Annotated in this window: 17 protein-coding genes; 9 read left to right on the forward strand and 8 right to left on the reverse strand. The window is 71.3% G+C overall.

The genetic code is table 11. From position 1 onward, the window contains the following. Nucleotides 1-109 precede the first annotated feature (109 nt). The 3 genes from HCA44_RS14290 to HCA44_RS14300 are packed head-to-tail and all read right to left on the reverse strand — an operon-like array spanning nucleotide 110 to nucleotide 5,839. Nucleotides 110-1,558 (reverse strand): neutral zinc metallopeptidase, encoded by a 1,449-nt coding sequence (locus tag HCA44_RS14290; protein WP_169649499.1) that lies wholly within the window; start codon nucleotides 1,556-1,558, stop codon nucleotides 110-112. Further along, nucleotides 1,555-3,834, reverse strand: coding sequence for a 1,4-alpha-glucan branching protein GlgB (glgB, locus tag HCA44_RS14295; RefSeq protein WP_169649501.1), 2,280 nt, complete (start codon nucleotides 3,832-3,834; stop codon nucleotides 1,555-1,557). The genes HCA44_RS14290 and glgB overlap by 4 nt, the downstream gene beginning before the upstream one ends. A 1-nt stretch (nucleotide 3,835) precedes the next feature. Next, nucleotides 3,836-5,839 carry a maltotransferase domain-containing protein gene (locus tag HCA44_RS14300; protein ID WP_169649503.1) on the reverse strand — a complete coding sequence of 668 codons (2,004 nt, stop codon included), beginning with the start codon at nucleotides 5,837-5,839 and terminating at the stop codon, nucleotides 3,836-3,838. A 145-nt stretch (nucleotides 5,840-5,984) separates the two neighbouring features. Between HCA44_RS14300 and glgP the strand changes: the two genes are divergently transcribed. Then, a complete protein-coding gene (gene glgP / locus HCA44_RS14305; RefSeq protein ID WP_169649505.1) occupies nucleotides 5,985-8,603 on the forward strand; it encodes an alpha-glucan family phosphorylase in 2,619 nt (872 codons plus the stop codon). Here glgP and HCA44_RS14310 read toward each other — a convergent pair. From HCA44_RS14310 to HCA44_RS14330, 5 genes are all read right to left on the reverse strand, one after another. Next, nucleotides 8,538-9,884, reverse strand: coding sequence for a hypothetical protein (locus HCA44_RS14310; protein ID WP_169649507.1), 1,347 nt, complete (start codon nucleotides 9,882-9,884; stop codon nucleotides 8,538-8,540). The two genes, glgP and HCA44_RS14310, sit on opposite strands and share 66 nt — an antisense overlap. Continuing rightward, entirely contained in the window at nucleotides 9,881-10,852 is a 972-nt protein-coding gene (locus tag HCA44_RS14315) for an ABC transporter ATP-binding protein (RefSeq protein WP_169649509.1), read from the reverse strand. The genes HCA44_RS14310 and HCA44_RS14315 overlap by 4 nt, the downstream gene beginning before the upstream one ends. A gap of 81 nt (nucleotides 10,853-10,933) precedes the next feature. Next, nucleotides 10,934-12,982: an ATP-dependent DNA helicase gene (locus tag HCA44_RS14320; RefSeq protein WP_169649511.1), complete on the reverse strand. Its 2,049-nt coding sequence runs from the start codon at nucleotides 12,980-12,982 to the stop codon at nucleotides 10,934-10,936. Nucleotides 12,983-13,033: 51 nt separating this feature from the next. Next, on the reverse strand, nucleotides 13,034-13,651 hold the full coding sequence (locus tag HCA44_RS14325; protein ID WP_169649513.1) for an isochorismatase family protein: 618 nt from the start codon (nucleotides 13,649-13,651) through the stop codon (nucleotides 13,034-13,036). Between the two features lie 46 nt (nucleotides 13,652-13,697). Further along, a complete protein-coding gene (locus HCA44_RS14330; RefSeq protein ID WP_346764728.1) occupies nucleotides 13,698-15,095 on the reverse strand; it encodes a nicotinate phosphoribosyltransferase in 1,398 nt (465 codons plus the stop codon). Nucleotides 15,096-15,235: 140 nt separating this feature from the next. Between HCA44_RS14330 and clpS the strand changes: the two genes are divergently transcribed. The 8 genes from clpS (at nucleotide 15,236) to HCA44_RS14370 (ending at nucleotide 20,513) form a co-directional block, all read left to right on the forward strand. Then, nucleotides 15,236-15,535 carry an ATP-dependent Clp protease adapter ClpS gene (clpS, locus tag HCA44_RS14335; RefSeq protein WP_169649517.1) on the forward strand — a complete coding sequence of 100 codons (300 nt, stop codon included), beginning with the start codon at nucleotides 15,236-15,238 and terminating at the stop codon, nucleotides 15,533-15,535. A 62-nt stretch (nucleotides 15,536-15,597) separates the two neighbouring features. Further along, on the forward strand, nucleotides 15,598-16,194 hold the full coding sequence (locus HCA44_RS14340; protein WP_169649518.1) for a DUF2017 domain-containing protein: 597 nt from the start codon (nucleotides 15,598-15,600) through the stop codon (nucleotides 16,192-16,194). Next, the gene (locus HCA44_RS14345) at nucleotides 16,191-17,276 is read left to right on the forward strand and encodes a P1 family peptidase (RefSeq protein WP_169649520.1); all 1,086 of its coding nucleotides are present in this window, start codon (nucleotides 16,191-16,193) and stop codon (nucleotides 17,274-17,276) included. Before HCA44_RS14340 ends, HCA44_RS14345 begins: the two co-directional genes overlap by 4 nt. Nucleotides 17,277-17,335: 59 nt before the next feature. Further along, nucleotides 17,336-17,821 (forward strand): M67 family metallopeptidase, encoded by a 486-nt coding sequence (locus HCA44_RS14350; RefSeq protein ID WP_346764729.1) that lies wholly within the window; start codon nucleotides 17,336-17,338, stop codon nucleotides 17,819-17,821. After that, nucleotides 17,818-18,090, forward strand: coding sequence for a MoaD/ThiS family protein (locus HCA44_RS14355; protein WP_169649522.1), 273 nt, complete (start codon nucleotides 17,818-17,820; stop codon nucleotides 18,088-18,090). Before HCA44_RS14350 ends, HCA44_RS14355 begins: the two co-directional genes overlap by 4 nt. A gap of 2 nt (nucleotides 18,091-18,092) precedes the next feature. Further along, nucleotides 18,093-19,055, forward strand: a complete 963-nt coding sequence (locus HCA44_RS14360) for a cysteine synthase (RefSeq protein ID WP_169649524.1) — start codon at nucleotides 18,093-18,095, stop codon at nucleotides 19,053-19,055. After that, complete coding sequence (locus tag HCA44_RS14365; RefSeq protein ID WP_346764730.1) at nucleotides 19,052-19,699, forward strand: rhomboid family intramembrane serine protease; 648 nt, start codon at nucleotides 19,052-19,054, stop codon at nucleotides 19,697-19,699. Before HCA44_RS14360 ends, HCA44_RS14365 begins: the two co-directional genes overlap by 4 nt. 55 nt (nucleotides 19,700-19,754) lie before the next feature. Beyond that, nucleotides 19,755-20,513, forward strand: a complete 759-nt coding sequence (locus HCA44_RS14370; RefSeq protein WP_169649535.1) for a cyclic nucleotide-degrading phosphodiesterase — start codon at nucleotides 19,755-19,757, stop codon at nucleotides 20,511-20,513. Nucleotides 20,514-20,546: the final 33 nt, after the last annotated feature.

Consider the following 20,546-nt stretch of genomic DNA (forward strand, 5'->3'; position numbering starts at 1 on the left):
TGTCCCGAAACCCCCGAATCGAACATGAGTTCTATAGTACATGCGTTCGATTATCCGCACCAGAGTTTCTGCTGAATTCGGCCGGCGACCGTTCGACGGCTGCAGCGCGTCAGGCACCGTAGCGGCCGGCGCATGCCCCGTCGCCGCCGAGTACCCCGGTGCGGAAGGCGTCCACACGCGAGAAACCCGACGGCACCGTGCGCCCGCTGACGTCGCTCGCGGCGAGGCCGTCGGTCAGCAGGCCGGAGACGGCCTCGTCGAGGTCGCCGGGGGACAAGCGGACGTCGGCGCCACGGGAGCTGAGTGCGGCGGTGACGACCCCCGACAGGCACGCGGTTCGCAGGGCCGCGACCGGGGTGTCGACGTCCTGCCCGCGCGCGTGCTGTACCGCGAGGGTGTAGCGCGAGGCGAGCAGAACGTACGCGTTGTAGTCGCCCGTGAGCGACGTGCGGAACAGGTCGCTGCGCGTCCCGGAGCCGACGGTGCTCGCCCGCTGCTCGAGCGCGGCCAGGTCGACGCCGAGGGTGTGCGTCTCGGGGCAGTACGAGACCGGTGACGTGTCGTCGGCGTCCGAGCAGTGCAGCCGTGCCGTCGACACGTCGAGCGTCGGCGCGCGGTCGAGCGGCAGGATGCGTGCGAACGAGTCGACGAACCGGCGCACCGCGTCCTCGGTGACGGCCAGTTCGCCGTCGTCTCGGGTGTCGGCGAAGCTTTGCGGGAGTCCGGTCCGGCGTGCGTCGATGTCGTCGGCGTCGATGCGTGTGCACGGCGCCGGGCCGTCGGTGAACCCGATCTGGGTGGCGGTGACGCGCTCGAACGCGGTGCCGTGCACATTGCCGGGATCGCGCGGATCGGTGTCCCCGATCGCGACGGTCGACGCCAGTACCGCATTGAGGCCGTCGGACGTGTCGAGCTGGAAGTGCGGCGACTCGCCGGCGGCGACGTGCCGCATGAATGCGCCCGCATAGCAGTCCGCCTGCTGTTCGCGCACGAGTGTCGCGGAGGGGCCGTGGTCGACGACACCGGCCGCCGACTGCACTGCGTGCCCGTACTCGTGGGCCAGCACGAAGACCATCGCGACGACGCCGAACTTGTCGATCACCTCGGGCATGAGGACCGTGCGGTCCCATCCGATCGTGCCGTCGGCGACGCAGTAGCCGGCGTTCACGAGGCGCGAGGTCGTGTCGCCGCAGAACTCGCCGCCGTCGGGTGCGAGCGGATCCCAGGACGCGAGCGCGACCGTGGGTGCCGCGTGCGCGTCGAACAGCCCGGGGAAGTGCATCGCCCAGTACTCGTCGAGATCGGCGATCGCGTTGACCGCGAGACGATCGACCGTGCCGTCGTCGGTGCCCTGGACCTCGCGCCTGGCATCCGGCGCGCCTGCGCGCGCGCCGCTCGGTCCATTCGTGGCAGCCAGGCCCGCGACGCGGAACGGGTCGTCGTAGATCGACGTGGCGTGGCCGGTCGTGGTCCGCGCGCAGCCGGTGAGTGCGGCGGCGACGAGCGCCGCGCCGACCGCGGCGGCACAGGCGCGACGCGCGAGTGCGCGGCCCCTCACCGCTCGAGACCGAGCCAGATCGCGCCCGCCGCGGGCAGCGCCACCTCCGCGGACGCCGGGCGACCGTGCCACGACTCCTCGGTGGCGTGCACCGCGCCGAGATTGCCCACACCCGAGCCCGCGTACACGGTGGCGTCGGTGTTGAGGATCTCGGTCCAGCGGCCGGGCTCGGGCAGCCCGACCCGGTAGTTGCCGTGCACGGTGCCCGAGAAGTTGAACAGACACGCGACGACCGAGCCGTCCGCGCCGTAGCGGAGGAAACTCAGGACGTTGTTCTCGGTGTCGTTGGCATCGATCCACGAATAGCCGCCGGGCGAGGTGTCGAGCGTGTACAGGGCGGGGTGCGCACGATAGACCGCGTTGAGGTCGGACGTGAGCCGCAGCAGGCCGCGATGCAGCTCGACGACGTGATCGGCGCCCGCACCGTCGCTGGGGCCGAGCTCGTGCCAGTCGAGTCCGCGCTCGTCGGACCATTCGCGCGTCTGCCCGAACTCCTGGCCCATGAACAGCAGCTGCTTGCCCGGGTGCGCCCACATGTATGCGAGCAGTGCGCGCACACCCGCGGCCTTCGCGCCGTCGTCGCCGGGCATGCGGGTCCACAGCGTGCCCTTGCCGTGCACCACCTCGTCGTGGCTGACGGGCAGCAGGTAGTGCTCGCTCCACGCGTACATGAGCGAGAACGTGATCTCGTGATGGTGGTAGCTGCGATGCACCGGGTCGTGCGCGAGATAGCCGAGCGTGTCGTGCATCCAGCCCATGTTCCACTTGAGTGTGAAACCGAGACCGCCGAGCGTGGTGTCGCGCGTGACGCCCGGCCACGCGGTCGACTCCTCCGCGATCGTCATGACGCCGCGATTGTGCTTGTGCACCGTCGCATTCATCTCCTGGAGGAATGCGACGGCCTCGAGGTTCTCGCGGCCCCCGTGGATGTTGGGTGTCCATCCGTCCTCGGGCCGCGAGTAGTCGAGGTACAGCATCGACGCGACTGCGTCGACCCGCAGGCCGTCGACGTGGAACTCCTCGAACCAGAACAGTGCATTGGCGACGAGGAAGTTGCGTACCTGCGATCGGCCGAAGTCGAAAACATAGGTGCCCCAGTCGAGTTGCTCGCCGCGGCGCGGATCGCCGTGCTCGTACAGAGGTGTGCCGTCGAACCGGGCGAGCGCCCACTCGTCCTTCGGGAAGTGCGCCGGCACCCAGTCCACGACGACGCCGATGCCCGCGCGGTGCAGATAGTCGACGAACCACCGGAAGTCGTCGGGTGACCCGAAGCGGGACGTGGGCGCGTAGTACGACGTCACCTGGTAACCCCACGAGCCTCCGAACGGGTGCTCGGTGACGGGGAGGAGTTCGACGTGCGTGAAGCCGGCATCGCCGACGTAGGTGGCGAGTTGCTCGGCGAGTTCGCGGTAGTCGAGACCGGGTCGCCACGACCCGAGATGCACCTCGTACATGCTCACCGGGGCGCGAGTCGGTTCGTGGGACGCGCGCGCGTCGAGCCATTCGCCGTCGCCCCAGGCGAACTCGGACCACCAGACACGCGACGCGGTGGCGGGCGGAATCTCCGTGGCGAATGCCATCGGATCCGCCTTGTCGCGCACCGTGCCGTCGGCGCCGTGCACCCGGAACTTGTACAGCGCGCCGGGCGCGATACCGGGGAGGTACACCTCCCACACTCCGCTGGCGCCGAGCCTGCGCATCGGGGCGGTGCGCCCCGTCCAGCCGTCGAAGTCGCCGATGACGGTGACGCCGTGGGCGGCGGGCGCCCACACCGCGAACGACGTGCCTTCGACGGGGCCGTCCGGGGTGTCGTATCGACGCGGGTGCGCGCCGAGCACGTCCCACAGCCGCTCGTGCCTGCCCTCGCCGAACAGGTGCAGGTCGAGATCGCCGAGCGTGGGCAGGAACCGGTAGCCGTCCGCGGTGACGACGCGGTATCCGCCCGGATAGACCACCTCGAGCCGGTAGTCGGCGAGATCGTGATAGGGCACCGAGGTCGCCCACAGGTCGTCCGCGACCCGCTCGAACACGAATTGTTCGGTGCCGACCAGCGCGACGACGGACTCGGCGTCCGGGCGCAGAGTGCGCAGCACCGTGCCGGCGGCGGACTCGTGCGCGCCGAGCACCGAGTGGGGATCCGGGTGCACGCCACGCGCGAGGAGGTCGAGGTCGTGCTCGGACGGCCGCAGCGGCGCCGCCGCGCCCCGGTATCCGCTGCGAGTGCGGTCTTCACCGCGTCCGGTGCGCTCGCTGCTCCGGTCGCCTTTACTGCTCATGTCACGCACCTCCGCGATACGCCAGCCGGACTCGGGCCGGATAGGGGACCGGTGGCAACGCGATCACGTGCGCGACCGCCCGCCACGGTTCGAGCCGGACGAAATTGGCCTGGCCCCACTCGTACTGTTCGCCGCTCACCTCGTCCACGACGCTCATGTGCTCCTGCCAGTCACGGCCGATCGCGGGCATGTCGATCCACAGGGTGCCGTCCTCGGCCGCGAACGGGTCGAGGTTGACGACGACGAGGACGGCGTCGCCCGTCGTCGGATCGAACTTCGAGTAGGCGATCAGCGCATCGTTGTCGACATGATGGAAGTGCAACTGCCGCAACTGCTGTAGCGCGGGATGCCGCCGACGGATCTCGTTGAGCGTGCTGAGCCAGGGCGCGAGGGACTCGCCTCGCGCGGCGGCACCCGCGAAATCGCGCGGCCGCAGCTGGTACTTCTCCGAGTCGAGGTACTCTTCACTGCCCGGGTGGGCCGGAAGATGTTCGTACAACTCGTATCCCGAATACACGCCCCAGGTGGGTGACAGGGTGGCGGCGAGTGCGGCGCGCAGCGCGAACATGCCCGGCCCGCCGGTCTGCAGGCTCTCGTGCAGGATGTCGGGCGTGTTGACGAACAGGTTGGGGCGTGATTCGTCGGCCTTCGCGGCGATCTCGTTGCCGAACTCGGTGAGCTCCCACTTCGCGGTGCGCCACGTGAAATAGGTGTAGGACTGGGTGAACCCGCGCCTCGCGAGCCCGTACAGACGGGCAGGCCGGGTGAACGCCTCGGCGAGGAACAGCACGTCCGGGTCGGTGGCCTTGACCTCCGCGATGAGCCACTGCCAGAAGTCCGGCGGCTTGGTGTGCGGATTGTCGACGCGGAAGATCTCGACGCCTGCCGCGATCCAGTGCCGCACTACCCGCAGTACCTCGGCGTAGATGCCGTCGGGATCGCGATCGAAGTTGACAGGATAGATGTCCTGGTACTTCTTCGGCGGGTTCTCGGCGTACGCGATCGTGCCGTCCGGCAGCACCGTGAACCATTCCGGGTGCTCACGCGCCCACGGATGGTCCGGTGCACACTGCAATGCCAGGTCGAGTGCCACCTCCATGCCGAGATCGTGTGTCGCCGAGACGAACTGCTCGAAGTCGTGGTGCGTGCCGAGCTCGGGATGCACGGCGTCGTGGCCGCCCGCCGCCGACCCGATCGCCCACGGCGAGCCGACGTCGCCGGGACCCGGCGTCAGAGAGTTGTTGGGCCCCTTGCGGTTCACCTCGCCTATCGGGTGGATGGGCGGCAGGTACACGACGTCGAAGCCCATCGCGGCGATGCGTGGCAGATCGGCGGCGGCGGTCGCGAACGTGCCGTGCACGGGACGGCCCACGTCGTCGCGTCCACCCGTCGAGCGCGGGAAGAACTCGTACCACGAGCCGAAGAGTGCGCGGGGACGATCGACGACGACGCGGTGCACCGCGCCGCGCGTGACGAGTTCGCGCAACGGATATGCGCGGAGTTGCTCGGTGACATCGCTCGCGAACGCGGGAGCGATCGCGTCGGGAACCTCGCGGCCGGATCGCAGCGACGCCGCGACCGCGAGGAGGGTGGGTCGGTCGCCGCGCGGAACCCCCTCGGCGGCGCGCTCGAACAGCCGGGCTCCCAGCTCGAGATCGTTCGCGAGCTCGCCCGGCCCCTGGCCGACGGCGACCTTCGCCTCGATCGCGTGCTTCCACGTCGACACCGGATCTCCCCAGCCCTCGATGCGGAACGTCCACGGCCCGGGCACGCTGGGTGTGAACACGGCGTGGAAGGTGTCGAGTTCGGTGCCCGGCACCATCGGGACGCGCATCGGCCGGGTGGCCCCCGGTGCGCGGACCGCGAGCGTCGCGGCCACCGCGTCGTGCCCTTCGCGCCACACCACCGCGCGCACCGGGAAGACCTCGCCCACGACGGCGCGAGACGGGCACGCGCCACCCGAGAGGGTGGGCTCGACGTCGTCGATCGCGATTCGACCCGTCACCAGGCCCCCTTTTCTTCCGGCCGTACCACGCGCCGCGGCGCGTGGCGAGAACGGGCGTGCAGTAGCAGCCTAGTGGAGCGCGCGGCCACGTGCGGGAAAGCCGTGTGGGTCACGTGCCCGGCGGTACTCGACTATCGTTCCGGTGGTGAAAGCCTTGCGTCGGTTCACCGTCCGTGCTCATCTCCCCGAGCGGCTCGCGGCCCTCGGCGCGCTCTCGACCAACCTGCGCTGGTCGTGGCACACGCCCACGCAGGAACTGTTCCGCAGCATCGATCCGCAGTTGTGGGACGCGGTGCGTTTCGACCCGGTGCGCATGCTCAGCGACATCGCTCCCGCGCGGCTCGACGAGCTCGCGGGCGACCCGTCCTTCTGCGGCGAACTCGACCGTGCGGCCGCCGACCTCGACGACTACCTGAGCACACCGCGCTGGTACCAGAAGCAGCTGTCGCGCGACGGCGACGGAGGCGTCGATCTCGGTGGCGGAATCGCGTACTTCTCGATGGAGTTCGGCGTCAGCGAAGTGCTGCCCAACTATTCGGGCGGCCTCGGCATCCTCGCGGGCGATCACCTCAAGGCGGCTTCCGACCTGGGGCTGCCGCTCGTGGGCGTCGGCCTGCTCTATCGCGCAGGATACTTCCGGCAGGGCCTCACGGCCGACGGGTGGCAGACCGAGCACTACCCGCCGCACGATCCGCAGGGCATGCCGTTGCGCCTGCTCACCGACGCGGGCCCGCACCACCGCGACGGCGCGCGCTCCGTGTCGATCGACCTCGCGATGCCGGGCGGACGCACCCTGCACGCGCGCGTCTGGATCGCCCAGGTCGGGCGCATCCCCCTGCTGCTCCTCGACACCGACGTCCCCGACAACGACACCGAGATGCGCACGGTCACCGACCGGCTGTACGGCGGCGATCAGGACCACCGCATCAAGCAGGAGATCCTGGCGGGTGTGGGCGGTGTGCGCGCGGTGCGCGAGTACACCAGGGCGTTCGGGCTCGCCGACCCCGAGGTGTTCCACATGAACGAGGGCCACGCAGGCTTCCTCGGTGTCGAGCGTGTCCGCGAACTCGTCACCGGGTCCGGCCTCGACTTCGACGAAGCCCTCACATCGGTACGCGCGGGCACCGTGTTCACCACGCACACGCCCGTCCCTGCGGGCATCGACCGGTTCCCGGTCGATCTGGTCCGCCACTACTTCGGCGGTGCGAACGGACAGAACGACTCGGCGCTGCTGCCCGGCGTCGGCGTCGACCGTGTACTCGCGCTCGGCAAGGAAGCGGACCCGCACGTCTTCAACATGGCGCACATGGGCCTGCGGCTCGCGCAGCGCGCGAACGGGGTGTCCCGGCTGCACGGCATCGTCAGCCGCGACATGTTCCGCGGCCTGTGGCCCGGTTTCGACGCCGACGAGGTGCCCATCGGGTCGGTCACCAACGGCGTGCACGCACCCACGTGGGCGGCGCCCGAGTGGCTGGACCTCGCGCGTCGCGTCGTCGGCCCCGAGCTCGTCGAGGAAGCGCGCGGGTGGGAGCGACTGCAGGAGCTCACGGTCGCCGAACTCTGGGACACACGAAATGCTTTGCGACACAAGCTCGTCACCGAGGTTCGGAGGCGGGTGCACGCGTCGTGGCTCGAACGCGGAGCCACCGAGGCCGAACTCGGCTGGACCGACGAGGTGTTCGACCCGAATGTGCTCACCGTCGGATTCGCGCGCCGCGTGCCCACCTACAAGAGGCTCACCCTCATGCTGCGCGATCCCGACCGGCTGCGTCGGCTGCTGCTCGACCCGGATCGTCCCGTTCAGCTCGTCGTCGCGGGCAAGTCGCATCCCGCCGACGACGGCGGCAAGGCGCTGATCCAGCAGGTCGTGCGCTTCGCCGACGAGCACGACGTCCGGCATCGCATCGTGTTCCTGCCCGACTACGACATGTCGATGGCGCGCTACCTCTACTGGGGCTGCGACGTGTGGCTCAACAACCCCTTGCGCCCGCTCGAGGCGTGCGGCACCTCCGGGATGAAGTCCGCGCTCAACGGCGGGCTCAATCTGTCGATCCGCGACGGATGGTGGGACGAGATGTACGACGGCGAGAACGGCTGGGCGATCCCCACGGCCGACGGCGTCCACGACGACGCACGCCGCGACGACCTCGAAGCGGCCGCGATGTACGAACTGCTCGAACGCGCGGTGCTGCCGCGTTTCTACGACCGCGACCGCGACGGTGTGCCCTTGCACTGGGTCGAGATGGTGCGGCACACGCTCGAGAACCTCGGGCCGAAGGTGCTCGCGTCGCGCATGGTGCGCGACTACGCGGTCGGGTACTACGCGCCCGCGGCCGGAGCAGCGCGCGGCGTCGACGCCGACGATTTCGCGGGGGCACGCGAGCTCACCGAGTACGTGCGGCGCGTGCAGTCGGCGTGGCCGGGCGTCGCGGTCGTGTCGGTCGACGGATCCGGCCTACCCGACACACCCGAGATCGGTGCGCGTCTCGGGCTGCGTGCGTCGGTGCACCTCGCCGGCCTGTCCGTCGACGACGTCCGCGTCGAAGCAGTCGTGGGCCGGGTGGGCGAGGACGAGGAACTCACCGACGTCGTCACCGTTTCGATGACGCACACGGGCGGGGCGGGTGACGGCGAACCGTCCTTCGCCGTCGACGTCGAACTGCCCCTGTCGGGCGCCGTGGGCTACACGGTGCGGGTGCTACCGCGCCACCGTCTGCTCGCCGACGACGCCGAACTCGGGCTCGTCGCTCTCGCGGGCAACTGACCACGCGCGCACACCGCCCGAGCGCCTGCCGAGATCGCGGCGACGGAAGCCGGCGACGCCTGCCGCGGCCAGCACCACTGCCACGGCGAGCGTGACCGGCACCGGCGCCTGCAAGGGCGACAGCGCCCCGGTCCAGCGCGGGAGTGCGTCGTCGAACAGCGCGTGAATCGCCGTGTACCCGAGCCACACCCACGCCACGGCGAGCCCACGGCCGGTGGCGCCGTACAGCGCCGCCGCGAGCGCGAGCACCGCGAACAGGGCAGGCACGGTCGCGGCGAGGTCGCCCGCGAGGCCGGCCGTCTCGTTCGCCGACACGCGCTCGACCGCGCCGCCGACGGCGACGAGCACGAGGGCCGCGGCGGCAGCCCACACGAGTTGCTCGGCGAACCACCGCACGCGCACGACGGGTGCGAGCGGAACGAGCGTCGCGCCGCGCGCCTCGTCGCGCCGCAAGGCTCCGATCGCGGCGACCACGTACACCGCGGCGGGCAGCACGACCCACTGCGGCTCGTCGCCGACCCGGGCGACCGCGACCGACCACAGCACGGTGCCTGCGATCCACGTGAGTGGGAGGCCGCCGTGCCAGCGCGGCGCCGACGGCAGTTGCACGAGCCGCGCGCGTATCGCGTCCGGTACCGAACCGAGCCCACGTAGTGCGCCCGGGACGCCCGCGGCGAGGTCACGGCGGGTGGCCGCGGCGCACGCGACGATGCCCGACGCGACGCCGAGGGCCAGCGCGACCAGCGATCCGCGCGCACCGCCCGGCGCGACGCCCGCGACCGTGGTAGCGAGACACGCGGCCGCGACCACCACGAGCGCGAGTGCCCGCGCGCCCGTGCTCGTGTCGGTGAACTGCACGGCGAGTGCCGTGATGCCGGTGAGCGCCCCGCCCCACAGCGCGGCGGGGCCCGCGGCGGCCGTCGCGTCCGCGACCGATGTGCCGACCACGACGAGCGAGAGCCACGCGAGGGCCGCGGACACGGCCGCCGCACCCGCCGCGAGCGTCAGACCCGCGAGCTCGGACGCGCAGCGCCCGCAGCCCGCGGCACGCGCGAACCCGGTGGTCTCGCTCTGCCGCACCACCACCGACGAGCACAGCACCGCGATCGCACCCGCGAGAACGAGAACGAGACCGAGCCCGTCGCGCTGGGCAGGCGCGGCCGCGCCGATCGCGCCCGCGCCGATCGCGACGGCGAGCGCCCACAGCGCGGTCGGCGTGCCGTCGGTGCGCAGCCCGAGAGTCACGAGCATCCGGACACCCCGCGCGTCGGCCCGGCTCACGAACGCGACTCCTCGTACGCGCGCAACGCGGGCGCGGGCTCGCCGGGTGCCCGGTAGAGCTGTAGGAACAGATCGTCGAGCGTGGGTGGGTGCGCGGCGATCCGGACCAGGCCCAGCCCGCTCAGCGTCGTCATGACGGCGTCCAGGTGGTCGGGTTCGACCGAGAAGCTCATCGTGTGGTCGTCCGGTCCGGGGCGCACGTCGTGCACGCCCGGCGCGGTCGAGATCGGCTTGGGCCGGATCCGGGTCGTCACGGTGAGCGTCGTGCGCGTCGTGCGGCGCAGGTCCGCGACGGCACCCGAGAGCACGGTGCGCCCGTCGCGGATCACGGTGACCGCGTCGCACAACGCATCGACCTCGTCGAGCCGGTGGCTCGACAGCAGCACGGTGCCACCGCGCGCCGCGAACTCGGCGACGCACGAGCGGAACACGTCCTCCATCACGGGATCGAGATCCGACGTCGGCTCGTCGAGCAACAGGACGTCGACCTGCGCCGCGAACGCGGCGACCAACGCCACCTTCTGCCGCTCACCCTTCGAGAGATTGCGGCCGCGCCGCGTGGGATCGAGTTCGAACCGGTCGAGCAGCCCGCGGCGGCGCGCCGGATCGAGCCGGCCCCGCAAGCGGGAGAGCAGGTCGACGGTCTCGCCCGCCGTGAGGTCGGCGCGCACCGCGGGATCCTCTGGCACCGCGGCCACACGCTGGTGCAGTGCCGCGGCGTCGGTCCACGGGTCGCAGCCGAGCAGCGTCGCGGTGCCCCCGTCGCGGCGCACCAGCCCCAGCAGGATCTGCATCGTGGTCGACTTGCCCGAGCCGTTCGGTCCGGCGAAGCCGTGCACGGTGCCCGCGCGGACCGACAGGTCGAGCCCCGAGAGGGCGGTCGAGGAGCCGAACCGCTTGGTGAGTCCGCGCACGTCGATCACGTCGTGCGGCGGCGCGGAGGGTCCGTCGGTGCTGGCTGACGTCATCCGGCGAGCATAAGCGGCGGCCCGGTGTGTCGCAGATCCCGCCTGGCCGCGAGCGTGTGGCGGCTGCGGTGAGGGCCTGGTTCAGGGGCGCGCGTCGCGGATGCGGGCGAGTGCCTTGCGCACCACCTGAGGGTCGGCGGTCTCCCAGAAGGGCGGCAGCGACGCCCTCAGATAGCCTCCGTAGCGCGCTGTCGCGAGGCGCGAGTCGAGCACGGCGACGACACCGCGATCGTCGACGCTGCGGAGCAGACGGCCGACGCCCTGCGCGAGCAGCAGCGCCGCATGATTGCCCGCGACCGCGAGGAAGCCGTTGCCGCCGCGGGCCTCGACGGCACGCTGGCGCGCGACGAGCAGCGGATCGTCGGGACGCGGGAACGGGATGCGGTCGAGGATCACGAGACTGAGCGACGGACCCGGCACGTCGACTCCCTGCCACAGCGACAACGTGCCGAACAGTGACGTCGGCTCGTCGTCCGCGAACGCGCGCACGAGTGCCCCCGTCGCGTCGTCGCCCTGGCACAGGACGGGTGTGTCGAGCCGTTCCCGCATCTCCTCGGCCGCCGCGCGCGCCGCCCGCATCGACGAGAACAGACCGAGCGTGCGGCCCCCGGTGGCCTCGACGAGGTCGGCGATCTCGTCGAGACAGGCGGGATCGAGCCCGCCGCGACCGGGCGGGGGCAGATGCTGCGCGATGTAGAGGATGCCTGCGCGCGCGTGGTCGAACGGCGACCCGACGTCGACGGCATTCCACACGGCCGTCGAATCGTCGGCGGGTGCGGCCTTGCCGGTCGCATTCGCCGGATCGACGGCGGTGACGGTGCGCGAGGGCAGGCCCCATTCGACGGCGAGCCCGTCGAACGACCCGCCGACCGTGAGGGTGGCCGAGGTCAGGATCACGGTGGATTCGGCGAACAGCCGCGACCGCAACAGACCGCCCACCGACAGGGGGGCCATGCGCACCGAGCGCCGCACCGTGCCGCGCGATTCGTCGGCCGCGAGCCACACGACGTCACGGCGCTTCGACGGATCGGGTTCGTCGAATGCCGTGAGGACCCGTACCGCGCTGTCGTGGATCTCCTCGACGGCGACGAGTGCGGCATTGCGCGCGGCGGCCGCCTCGGGGTCGGTCTGGTTCATGCCGGGCCGCGGCGGGCCGATCGCCGTGCGCAATGCCCACGCGGCGTCGCGGACGGCCGCGAGCGCCGCGTCCGCGCCGTCGGGCAGCCGCTCCCATCTGCTCGCCGGCAGCGCTTCGAGCAGCGCCGCCCAGTTGTCCGCGGCGCCTTCGAGCCGGTCGGCATCCTCGTCCTCGACGAGCTTGCCCGCGCGGCGCGCGGCCGCGCTGACGGTGCCGGGGGCCAGCTCGGCCGTCGCGACGCCCGTGACACGGTCGACGAGCTCGTGCGCCTCGTCCACGACCACCACATCGTGTTCGGGCAGCAGCGAGATGCCCGCGATCGCGTCGATCGCGAGCAGCGCGTGATTGGTGACGACCACGTCGACCTGCGCGGCCTCGGACCGCGCGATCTCGGCGAAACAGTCGTCGCCGATCGGGCAGCGGGACTTGCCGAGGCACTCGCGGGCCGACACGCTGACCTGCCGCCACGCGCGGTCGGACACACCGGGGGAGAGGTCGTCCCGGTCGCCGGTCCCGGTGTCCGACGACCATTCGACGAGGCGGGTGACCTCGCGGCCGAGGCGTGACACCGCGAACGGGTCGAACAGTTCCTCGTCGCTCGGCTCCGGCTGCATGCCGTGGTGAACCTTGTTGAGACACAGGTAGTTTCCGCGTCCCTTCAGGATCGCGAACTGGGGGCGCCGGCCGAGCGCCGGTTCGAGTGCGTCCGCGAGGCGCGGGAGGTCGCGGTCGACGAGCTGGCGTTGCAGCGCGATCGTGGCGGTCGAGACGACGACCGTGCGCCCCGACTCGACGGCGTGCCGGATCGACGGCACGAGGTACGCGAGAGACTTGCCGGTGCCGGTGCCCGCCTGCACCGCGAGATGTTCGCCGGTGTCGATCGCGTGGGCGACCGCCGACGCCATCGTCAGCTGGTTGCTGCGCTCGGTGCCGCCCAGCGCGTGCACCGCGGTACGCAGCAGATCGGGCACGTTCGGCAGTTCGCGGGACACCCGAGCAGGGTAGTCGACAGCCCCGTCACGCCGCGCTCGTCGTGCACGCCGTCAGCCGGCGACCCCGACGTCCTCGATCGTGACCGCCTCGGACGGCGTTGCCGGATCGCGGCCCACCAGCGTGACGCCCGCGGCGCGCAAGGCATCCAGCGCCGCGGTCGTCGTCGGCTCGGCGACGCCCGCCGTGAGCGGCAGCAGCACCCGGGTGGCGAAACCTTCCGCGGCCGCGTCCAGCGCGGTGGCGCGGACGCAGTGATCGGTCGCGATGCCCACGACGTCGACAGCGCCGACACCGCGGGTGCGCAGCCACTCGGCGAGGTCGACGCCCGCGGCGGCGCCCTCGAAGCCCGAATACGCCGCGGAGTACTCCCCCTTCGTGAAGACCGCTTCGATGCCGGTGGCGTCGAGCGCGGGATGGAACTCGGCCCCGAGCGAGCCCGCGACACAGTGCACGGGCCACGAGTCCACGAAATCCGGGGTGTCGGAGAAGTGGCTGCCCGGATCGATGTGATGGTCCTTGGTCGCGACCACCGCGTCGTACCCGCCGATGTGGCGACCGACTGCCGCGGCGACGGCGGCGCCGCCGGTGACCGCGAGCGCGCCGCCTTCGCAGAAGTCGTTCTGCACGTCGACGACGACGAGCGCGGTCCGGTCCTGCTGGTGAGTCATGACGTGGTCCTTCGCTGGACTGTCGAGAGGGGCTGGGGCGGGAGGCTCAGCGTGGCGACACGAAGCGCACGGGCACCGCGGCGTCACCGTGCGAAAGCTTCAGTCCTTCCCAGGGTAGGGACACCAGGCCCGCCGCGACACGGTCTCGGCCCTGCGCGAGGGTCGGGATGTCGTCGACCACGTCGCCGCCGCGCACGAGCGGCACGAGCACGTCGCGGACCTCGACACCGTGCGACTCGACACTCGCCGTGCCGAAGCTCGACGACGCGGCGTCGGCGAGCGCATCGTCGCGCGACATGTGCGCGGGGTACACGACCTCTTCGACGAGGGTGCCCGAGGCACGTGCCACCCGGGCCGCACGTTTCGCGCCGCCGCGGGAGGTCTTGTGCGTGCTCCTCTTCTCCACGGGGATGCCGTCGACCTCCACGAGCTTGTAGACCATGCCCGCGGTGGGGGCACCCGAGCCCACGACGAGCGAGGTGCCCACGCCGTACACGTCGACGGGTTCCGCGCGCAGCCCTGCGATCGAGTACTCGTCGAGGTCGCCCGACACCACGATGCGGGTGCCGGTGGCACCGAGCCCGTCGAGCTGACGGCGCACCTGACCGGCGAGGACGCCGAGATCGCCCGAGTCGATGCGCACGCCGCCGAGGTCGGGGCCCGCCACGGCGATCGCGTTCTCGACGCCGCGGGTGATGTCGTAGGTGTCGACGAGGAGGGTCGTGGAGGTGCCGAGCGCGTCGACCTGGCCGCGGAAGGCGGCCCGCTCGTCGGTGCCGTCGGCCGTGGTGTGCAGGAGGGTGAACGCATGCGCGCTCGTGCCCGCGCTCGGGATGCCCCATCGGCGCGCGGCCTCGAGATTGGACGTCGTGTCGAATCCCGCGAGATATGCGGCACGCGACGCGGCGACGGCCGCTTCCTCGTGCGTGCGACGAGAGCCCATCTCGATGAGGGTGCGTCCGCCCGCGGCGGTGACCATACGTGCGGCGGCCGAGGCGATCGCGGTGTCGTGGTTGAGCACCGACAGCACCAGGGTCTCGAGCACGACGCACTCCGCGAACGTGCCGCGCACGGACAGCACCGGTGAACCGGGGAAGTACAGCTCGCCTTCCGGATAGCCGTCGACGTCGCCCGAGAACCGGTAGTCGCGCAGCCACGCGACGGTGCGCTCGTCGAGGAACCGCGACACCACCTCGAGCTCGGAGTCGCCGAAGCGGAAGTGGGGCAGCAGCGCCAGCAGCCGGCCCAGGCCCGCGACGACTCCGTAGCGGCGTCCGTTCGGCAGCGAGCGGGCGAACACCTCGAAGCTGCACGGGCGGTGCGCCGACCCGTCCGCGAGCGCCGCGGACAGCATCGTCAGTTCGTAATGGTCGGTCAGCAGCGCGGAGCTGAACGGGGCGCTCCCCTGCGCGGCGGAGCCGGGGGCGGCGGCCTGTGATGTCACACCGATCACTCTAGGCAGCATGCGCGTTCCGCGGTCGCGTCACGTCGTGTGATCGCCGATGTCGGGTTTTGCCTCCGCATCGGGCGTCGTACTCTTGGACCATGGCTCCGAACGCGACAGCTCTGCCTCTCCGGGATGCCATGCCTGCATCGCCGCAGGTGACGCCTGCCGAAGCGGAGGAGACCGAGCTCGACGAGGCGATCGACCGGCCGTGGGTGACCATCGTGTGGGACGACCCGGTCAACCTGATGCACTATGTCGCCTACATCTTCCAGAAGCTGTTCGGGTACAGCAAAGCCAAGGCCACCGACCTCATGATGAAAGTTCACTCCGAGGGCAAGGCCGTCGTGTCGAGCGGTTCGCGCGACAAGATGGAGAACGACGTCCGTAGGCTGCACGCGGCAGGCCTGTGGGCCACGATGCAGCGCGACGACTCCTGACGTCGCCGGGCCGCGCGCCGGCCGGCCCGCCCACCACCATGCCCGGCAGCGGAAGGGACGACGTGCGCAACTGGACCAGGAAGAACTCACTCGGCGGGGTCAAGCTCCGCTCGGAGATCGACGCGCACGAGGCCACGGTGCTGCGTTCGCTCGTCGCGTCGGTCGTGGGTCTGCTGGACGAGCGCGCGCAGTCCGCGCCGCAGGACGACCTCGCCGAACTCACCGGTATCCGCAGCGGCAACACCACCAGGCCGGACGATCCGGTCCTCGCGCGGCTGCTTCCCGACTTCCAGCGACCCGACCCCGACCGGGCCGACGCGAATGCGGACGAAGCCTGGGACAACGACGCGCGGGCGGACGTCAACGGCGCGTTGCGCGGCCTGCACGAGCCCGAGATCATCGAGGCGAAGCTCGCGGCGGGCTCGGTCGTGCTCGACACCGTGCCGCCCGACGGCGGCAAGCTGTCGCTCACGCCCGAGCAGGCCGACGCGTGGCTCGCGGCGGTCAACGACGTGCGGCTCGCGATGGGCACCAATCTCGGCATCGATGCCGACACTCCCGACGAACTCGACCCGGACGACCCGCGCGCACCGCACTACGACGTGTACCACTGGCTCACGTGGATGCAGGACTCCCTGGTACAGGCGCTTGTGCCGTGACGGCCACGACGCGCGGCACGCGAGACGACCTCCTCGACGTCGGTGGCCTGCGCGTCGGCCATCACACCGCCCTCGGCCCCGACGTCACCGTCGGCACGGCGGACGCACCGGGCACCGGTGCGGCGACCGGGTGCACGGTGGTGCTCGCACCGGACGGCGCCGTCGCGAGCGTCGACGTCCGCGGCGGTGGCCCCGGCACGCGCGAGACCGACCTGCTCGCGCCCGCGCACTCGGTGCAGCGCGCGCACGCGATTCTGCTGACCGGCGGTAGTGCGTACGGTCTCGCGGCGGCCGACGGCGTCATGACGTGGCTCGAGGAACGCGGGCACGGCATCTCCTTCGCCCCGGGGGCCGTCGTGCCGATCGTGCCCGGAGCGGTCGTGTTCGACCTGCCGGTCGGTGCGTGGCACGCCCGGCCTACCGCGGAGTCCGGCTATCTGGCGGCGCAGCACGCGTCGTCGTCGGCACTCGAGGTCGGCTGTGTCGGCGCGGGCACCGGCGCCCGCGCGGGCGCACTCAAGGGTGGAATCGGTTCGGCGAGCGTCGTGCTCGCCGACGGTCCCGCGGCAGGTGTCACGGTCGGCGCGCTCGTCGTCGCCAATCCGGTGGGCTCCGTCGTCGATCCACGCACCGGTGTGCCGTGGGGCGTCACGGGCGACGACCCGAGCGAGTACGGGCTGCGGCCGCCGAACGCGGCCGACCTCGCGACCTTCGCTGCGCTCGGGCCCAAGGGTGGCGTGCTCAACACCACGATCGGTGTGGTCGCCACCGACGCGGTGCTCGGCAAGGACGCGTGCAACCGCATGGCGGTCGCGGCCCACGACGGTCTCGCACGTGCCGTGCGCCCCGCACATTCGCCGATGGACGGCGACACCTTCTTCGCGCTCGCGACCGGCCTCGGCCGCGACGCGTCCGACGCCGCGACGCCCGCGGAGTTCCCCGCCGACCTCGCCGTCCGTGCCGCCGTGTGCGAGGCCGCCGCCGTGGCAGTGCGCCGGGCCGTCGCCAAGGCCGTGCTCGCCGCGACACCCGTCGCGGGAATTCCGACCTATCGTGAGGTGTTTCCGAGTGCACTGCCGTGAGGACGGCTCGACTGCACGGCCGTGAGGACGGCTCGACCGACGACGAGTGAGGAGAGCAAGTGCTGGAGATCACGGGCGCTCTCGTCGACGCGATGATCGACCATGCGCGCGCCGACCACCCCGACGAGGCATGCGGCATCGTCGTCGGGCCCGAGGGGTCCGACACCCCGCTGCGGCACATCGCGATGCTCAACGCCGAACGTTCGCCCACGTTCTACCGATTCGACTCGGGCGAACAGCTGCGGGTGTGGCGTGCGATGGACGACGCCGACGAGGAACCCGTCGTGATCTACCACTCGCACACGGGCACCGAGGCCTACCCGAGCCGTACCGACATCGCGTACGCATCCGAGCCGCAGGCGCACTACGTGCTCGTGTCGACCCGCGAGCCGGACCGCACCGAATTCCGCAGCTACCGCATCCGTGACGGCGTCGTCACCGAGGAACCCGTCGTGATCACGGGACCCGTGCGCGACGGCCTGTACGGCACCGACCTGCGTGTCACCCCTGCACCCACAGCCCCGACAGATCAGGAGCAATCATGAGTGTCACCGTGTCCGTCCCGACGATCCTGCGCACGTACACGGGCGGCGAGAAGCGTGTCGATGCAACGGGTTCGAGCCTGGGTGCCGTCATCACCGATCTCGACACGAAGTACCCGGGCCTGGGGGAGCGGCTCGTGTCGGACGGAGCCTTGCACCGTTTCGTCAACGTCTACGTCGACGACGAGGACGTCCGGTTCACCGGTGGGCTCGAGACCGAGGTGCCCGACGGCGGCACCGTCACGATCCTGCCTGCCGTCGCGGGCGGCTGACCGTGGCGCGTTTCGAGTCGTATCTCGCGACCGTCGGGAACACCCCGATCGTCGGGCTGCCGCACCTGTCGCCCGCGTGGCACGGCGACGTTCCCGTGCGGCTGTGGGCGAAGCTCGAGGACCGCAATCCCACCGGTTCGGTCAAGGACCGGCCCGCGCTGCGCATGATCGAGCAGGCCGAACGCGACGGCACGCTCACTCCGGGTGCCACGATCCTCGAACCGACGAGCGGCAACACGGGCATCTCGCTTGCGATGGCGTCGCGGCTCAAGGGATACCGCATCGTGTGCGTCATGCCCGAGAACACGTCCGCCGAGCGCACCCAGCTGCTCACGATGTACGGCGCCGAGATCGTGTATTCGCCCGCGCAGGGCGGATCCAATCAGGCCGTCGCCACTGCGAAGGCGCTCGCCGCCGAGCATCCCGACTGGGTCATGCTCTACCAGTACGGCAACCGCGCCAACACCGCTGCGCACTACGAGGGCACGGGCCCCGAGATCCTGCGCGATCTGCCCGAGATCACGCACTTCGTCGCGGGCCTCGGCACCACCGGCACCCTCATGGGTGTCGGCCGCTACCTGCGCGAGAATGTTCCGGACGTGCGCATCGTCGCCGCGGAACCGCGCTACGGTGAGCTCGTGTACGGCCTGCGCAATCTGGACGAGGGCTTCGTGCCGGAGCTCTACGACGAGTCGGTCCTCACGTCGCGTTTCTCGGTCGGTCCCGCCGACGCGGTGCGCCGCACGCGTGAGCTCGTCGAGCACGAAGGGATCTTCGCAGGCATCTCGACGGGCGCCGTGGTGCATGCCGCGCTCGGTGTCGCGAACAAGGCGTTACGCGCGGGTGAGGGCGCGGACGTCGCCTTCGTCGTCGCGGACGCCGGGTGGAAGTACCTGTCGACCGGCGCCTACGACGGCACGATCGACGACGCGGAAGAAGCGCTGGAGGGGCAGCTGTGGGCGTGAACGACCTTCCGACGCCGCGCGAACGCGCCGAACCGGCGACGGGCAGGCCGCGCTGGCAGCGCGCCGCGCTGATCACCCTCGCGTTCACGGTCGCGCTGTACGTGATCGAAGCGGTCGACACGGTCAGCGGGGACTCGTTGCAGCGCAGCGGCGTCGCACCGCGCACCGTCGACGGGCTGTGGGGCGTGCTGTTCGCGCCCGTGCTGCACAGCACGTGGGGGCACCTGTTCGCGAACACCGTTCCAGTGCTCGTCCTCGGATTCCTCGTCCTGCTGCCGGGTATCGGTCGCGGGCTCACCGCCACGGCCGTCGTGTGGATCGTCGGCGGGCTCGGCACGTGGCTCACGGCAGGCGCGCACACCAACCACATCGGTGCGTCGGTGCTCGTGTTCGGGTGGCTCACCTATGTCGTCGCACGCGGCTTCTTCCTCCGCGACTTCGTCCAGATCCTCATCGGTGTCGTGGTGTTCGTGCTCTACGGCGGGCTGCTGTGGGGAGTGTTCCCGACGAGCCCCCTCGTGTCGTGGCAAGGCCATCTGTTCGGCGCGCTCGGCGGCGTCCTGGCCGCATGGGCTCTCGCCTCCGACGCCCGGCGCGACCGACGCACCGAGCGGCGCGGCCGGCCCCCCGAGCTGCGTGGCTGACGCGCCGACCGGCGAAGGTTATTGCGAAAGCTCGCGCCGTGGCAGCATACGAGTCATGCGCATAACCGTCCTGGGCTGTTCGGGCAGCGTGTCCGGACCCGACTCCCCGGCGTCGGGCTACCTCGTGTCGGCCCCCGGCACGGCTCCGCTGGTCCTCGACTTCGGGCCCGGCGTCCTCGGCGCACTGCAGCGTCACGTAGACCCCGCCGAAGTCGCGGTGTTCCTCACGCACCTGCACGCCGACCACTGCCTCGACCTTCCCGGCCTGCTCGTGTGGCGCCGCTACCACCCGGCGCCGCCCACCGGCCGAGCCCTCCTGTACGGGCCGTCCGACACCGCCACGCGTGTGGGCACGGCATCGGCCGAGGCGGCCGACGACTTCGACGACATCACCGACACGATGGACGTGCGCACCTGGACCGAACATGAGCCCGTCGTGTTCGGCGGGGTCACGCTCACCCCGGTGCGCGTGAACCATCCTCCCGAGTCGTACGGCGTGCGCATCGTCGACGCCGACGGCCGCGTCCTCGTCTACACCGGTGACACCGGAATGTGCGATGCCGTCGTCGAACTCGCGCGTGGCGCCGACGTGCTGCTGTCGGAGGCGTCGTGGACGCACAGTCCCGACCGGCCGGAAGGCATCCACCTGTCCGGTACCGAGGCGGGGCAGGTCGCGGCCCGGGCGGGCGTCGGGCAGTTGCTGCTCACTCACATTCCACCGTGGACCTCGCGCGAAGACGTCATCGCGGAAGCCAAGGAGCAGTACGCCGGCCCGGTGCATGCCGTCACGGCGGGTGAGACCTTCACGGTGTGAACGGGTGTGAACGGGCCCGGCCGGTGCGGTTAG

It is taken from the genome of Rhodococcus sp. HNM0569, assembly GCF_012726205.1.
Taxonomy (GTDB): Bacteria; Actinomycetota; Actinomycetes; order Mycobacteriales; family Mycobacteriaceae; genus Rhodococcus_F.

What these genes read in the sequence shown, in the direction of transcription:
- glgB (WP_169649501.1), bottom strand. Translation starts at nt 3,834, where the DNA reads ATGAGCAGTAAAGGCGACCGGAGCAGCGAGCGCACCGGACGCGGTGAA.
- HCA44_RS14315 (WP_169649509.1), bottom strand. Translation starts at nt 10,852, where the DNA reads ATGACGTCAGCCAGCACCGACGGACCCTCCGCGCCGCCGCACGACGTG.
- HCA44_RS14325 (WP_169649513.1), bottom strand. Translation starts at nt 13,651, where the DNA reads ATGACTCACCAGCAGGACCGGACCGCGCTCGTCGTCGTCGACGTGCAG.
- clpS (WP_169649517.1), top strand. Translation starts at nt 15,236, where the DNA reads ATGCCTGCATCGCCGCAGGTGACGCCTGCCGAAGCGGAGGAGACCGAG.
- HCA44_RS14355 (WP_169649522.1), top strand. Translation starts at nt 17,818, where the DNA reads ATGAGTGTCACCGTGTCCGTCCCGACGATCCTGCGCACGTACACGGGC.
- HCA44_RS14370 (WP_169649535.1), top strand. Translation starts at nt 19,755, where the DNA reads ATGCGCATAACCGTCCTGGGCTGTTCGGGCAGCGTGTCCGGACCCGAC.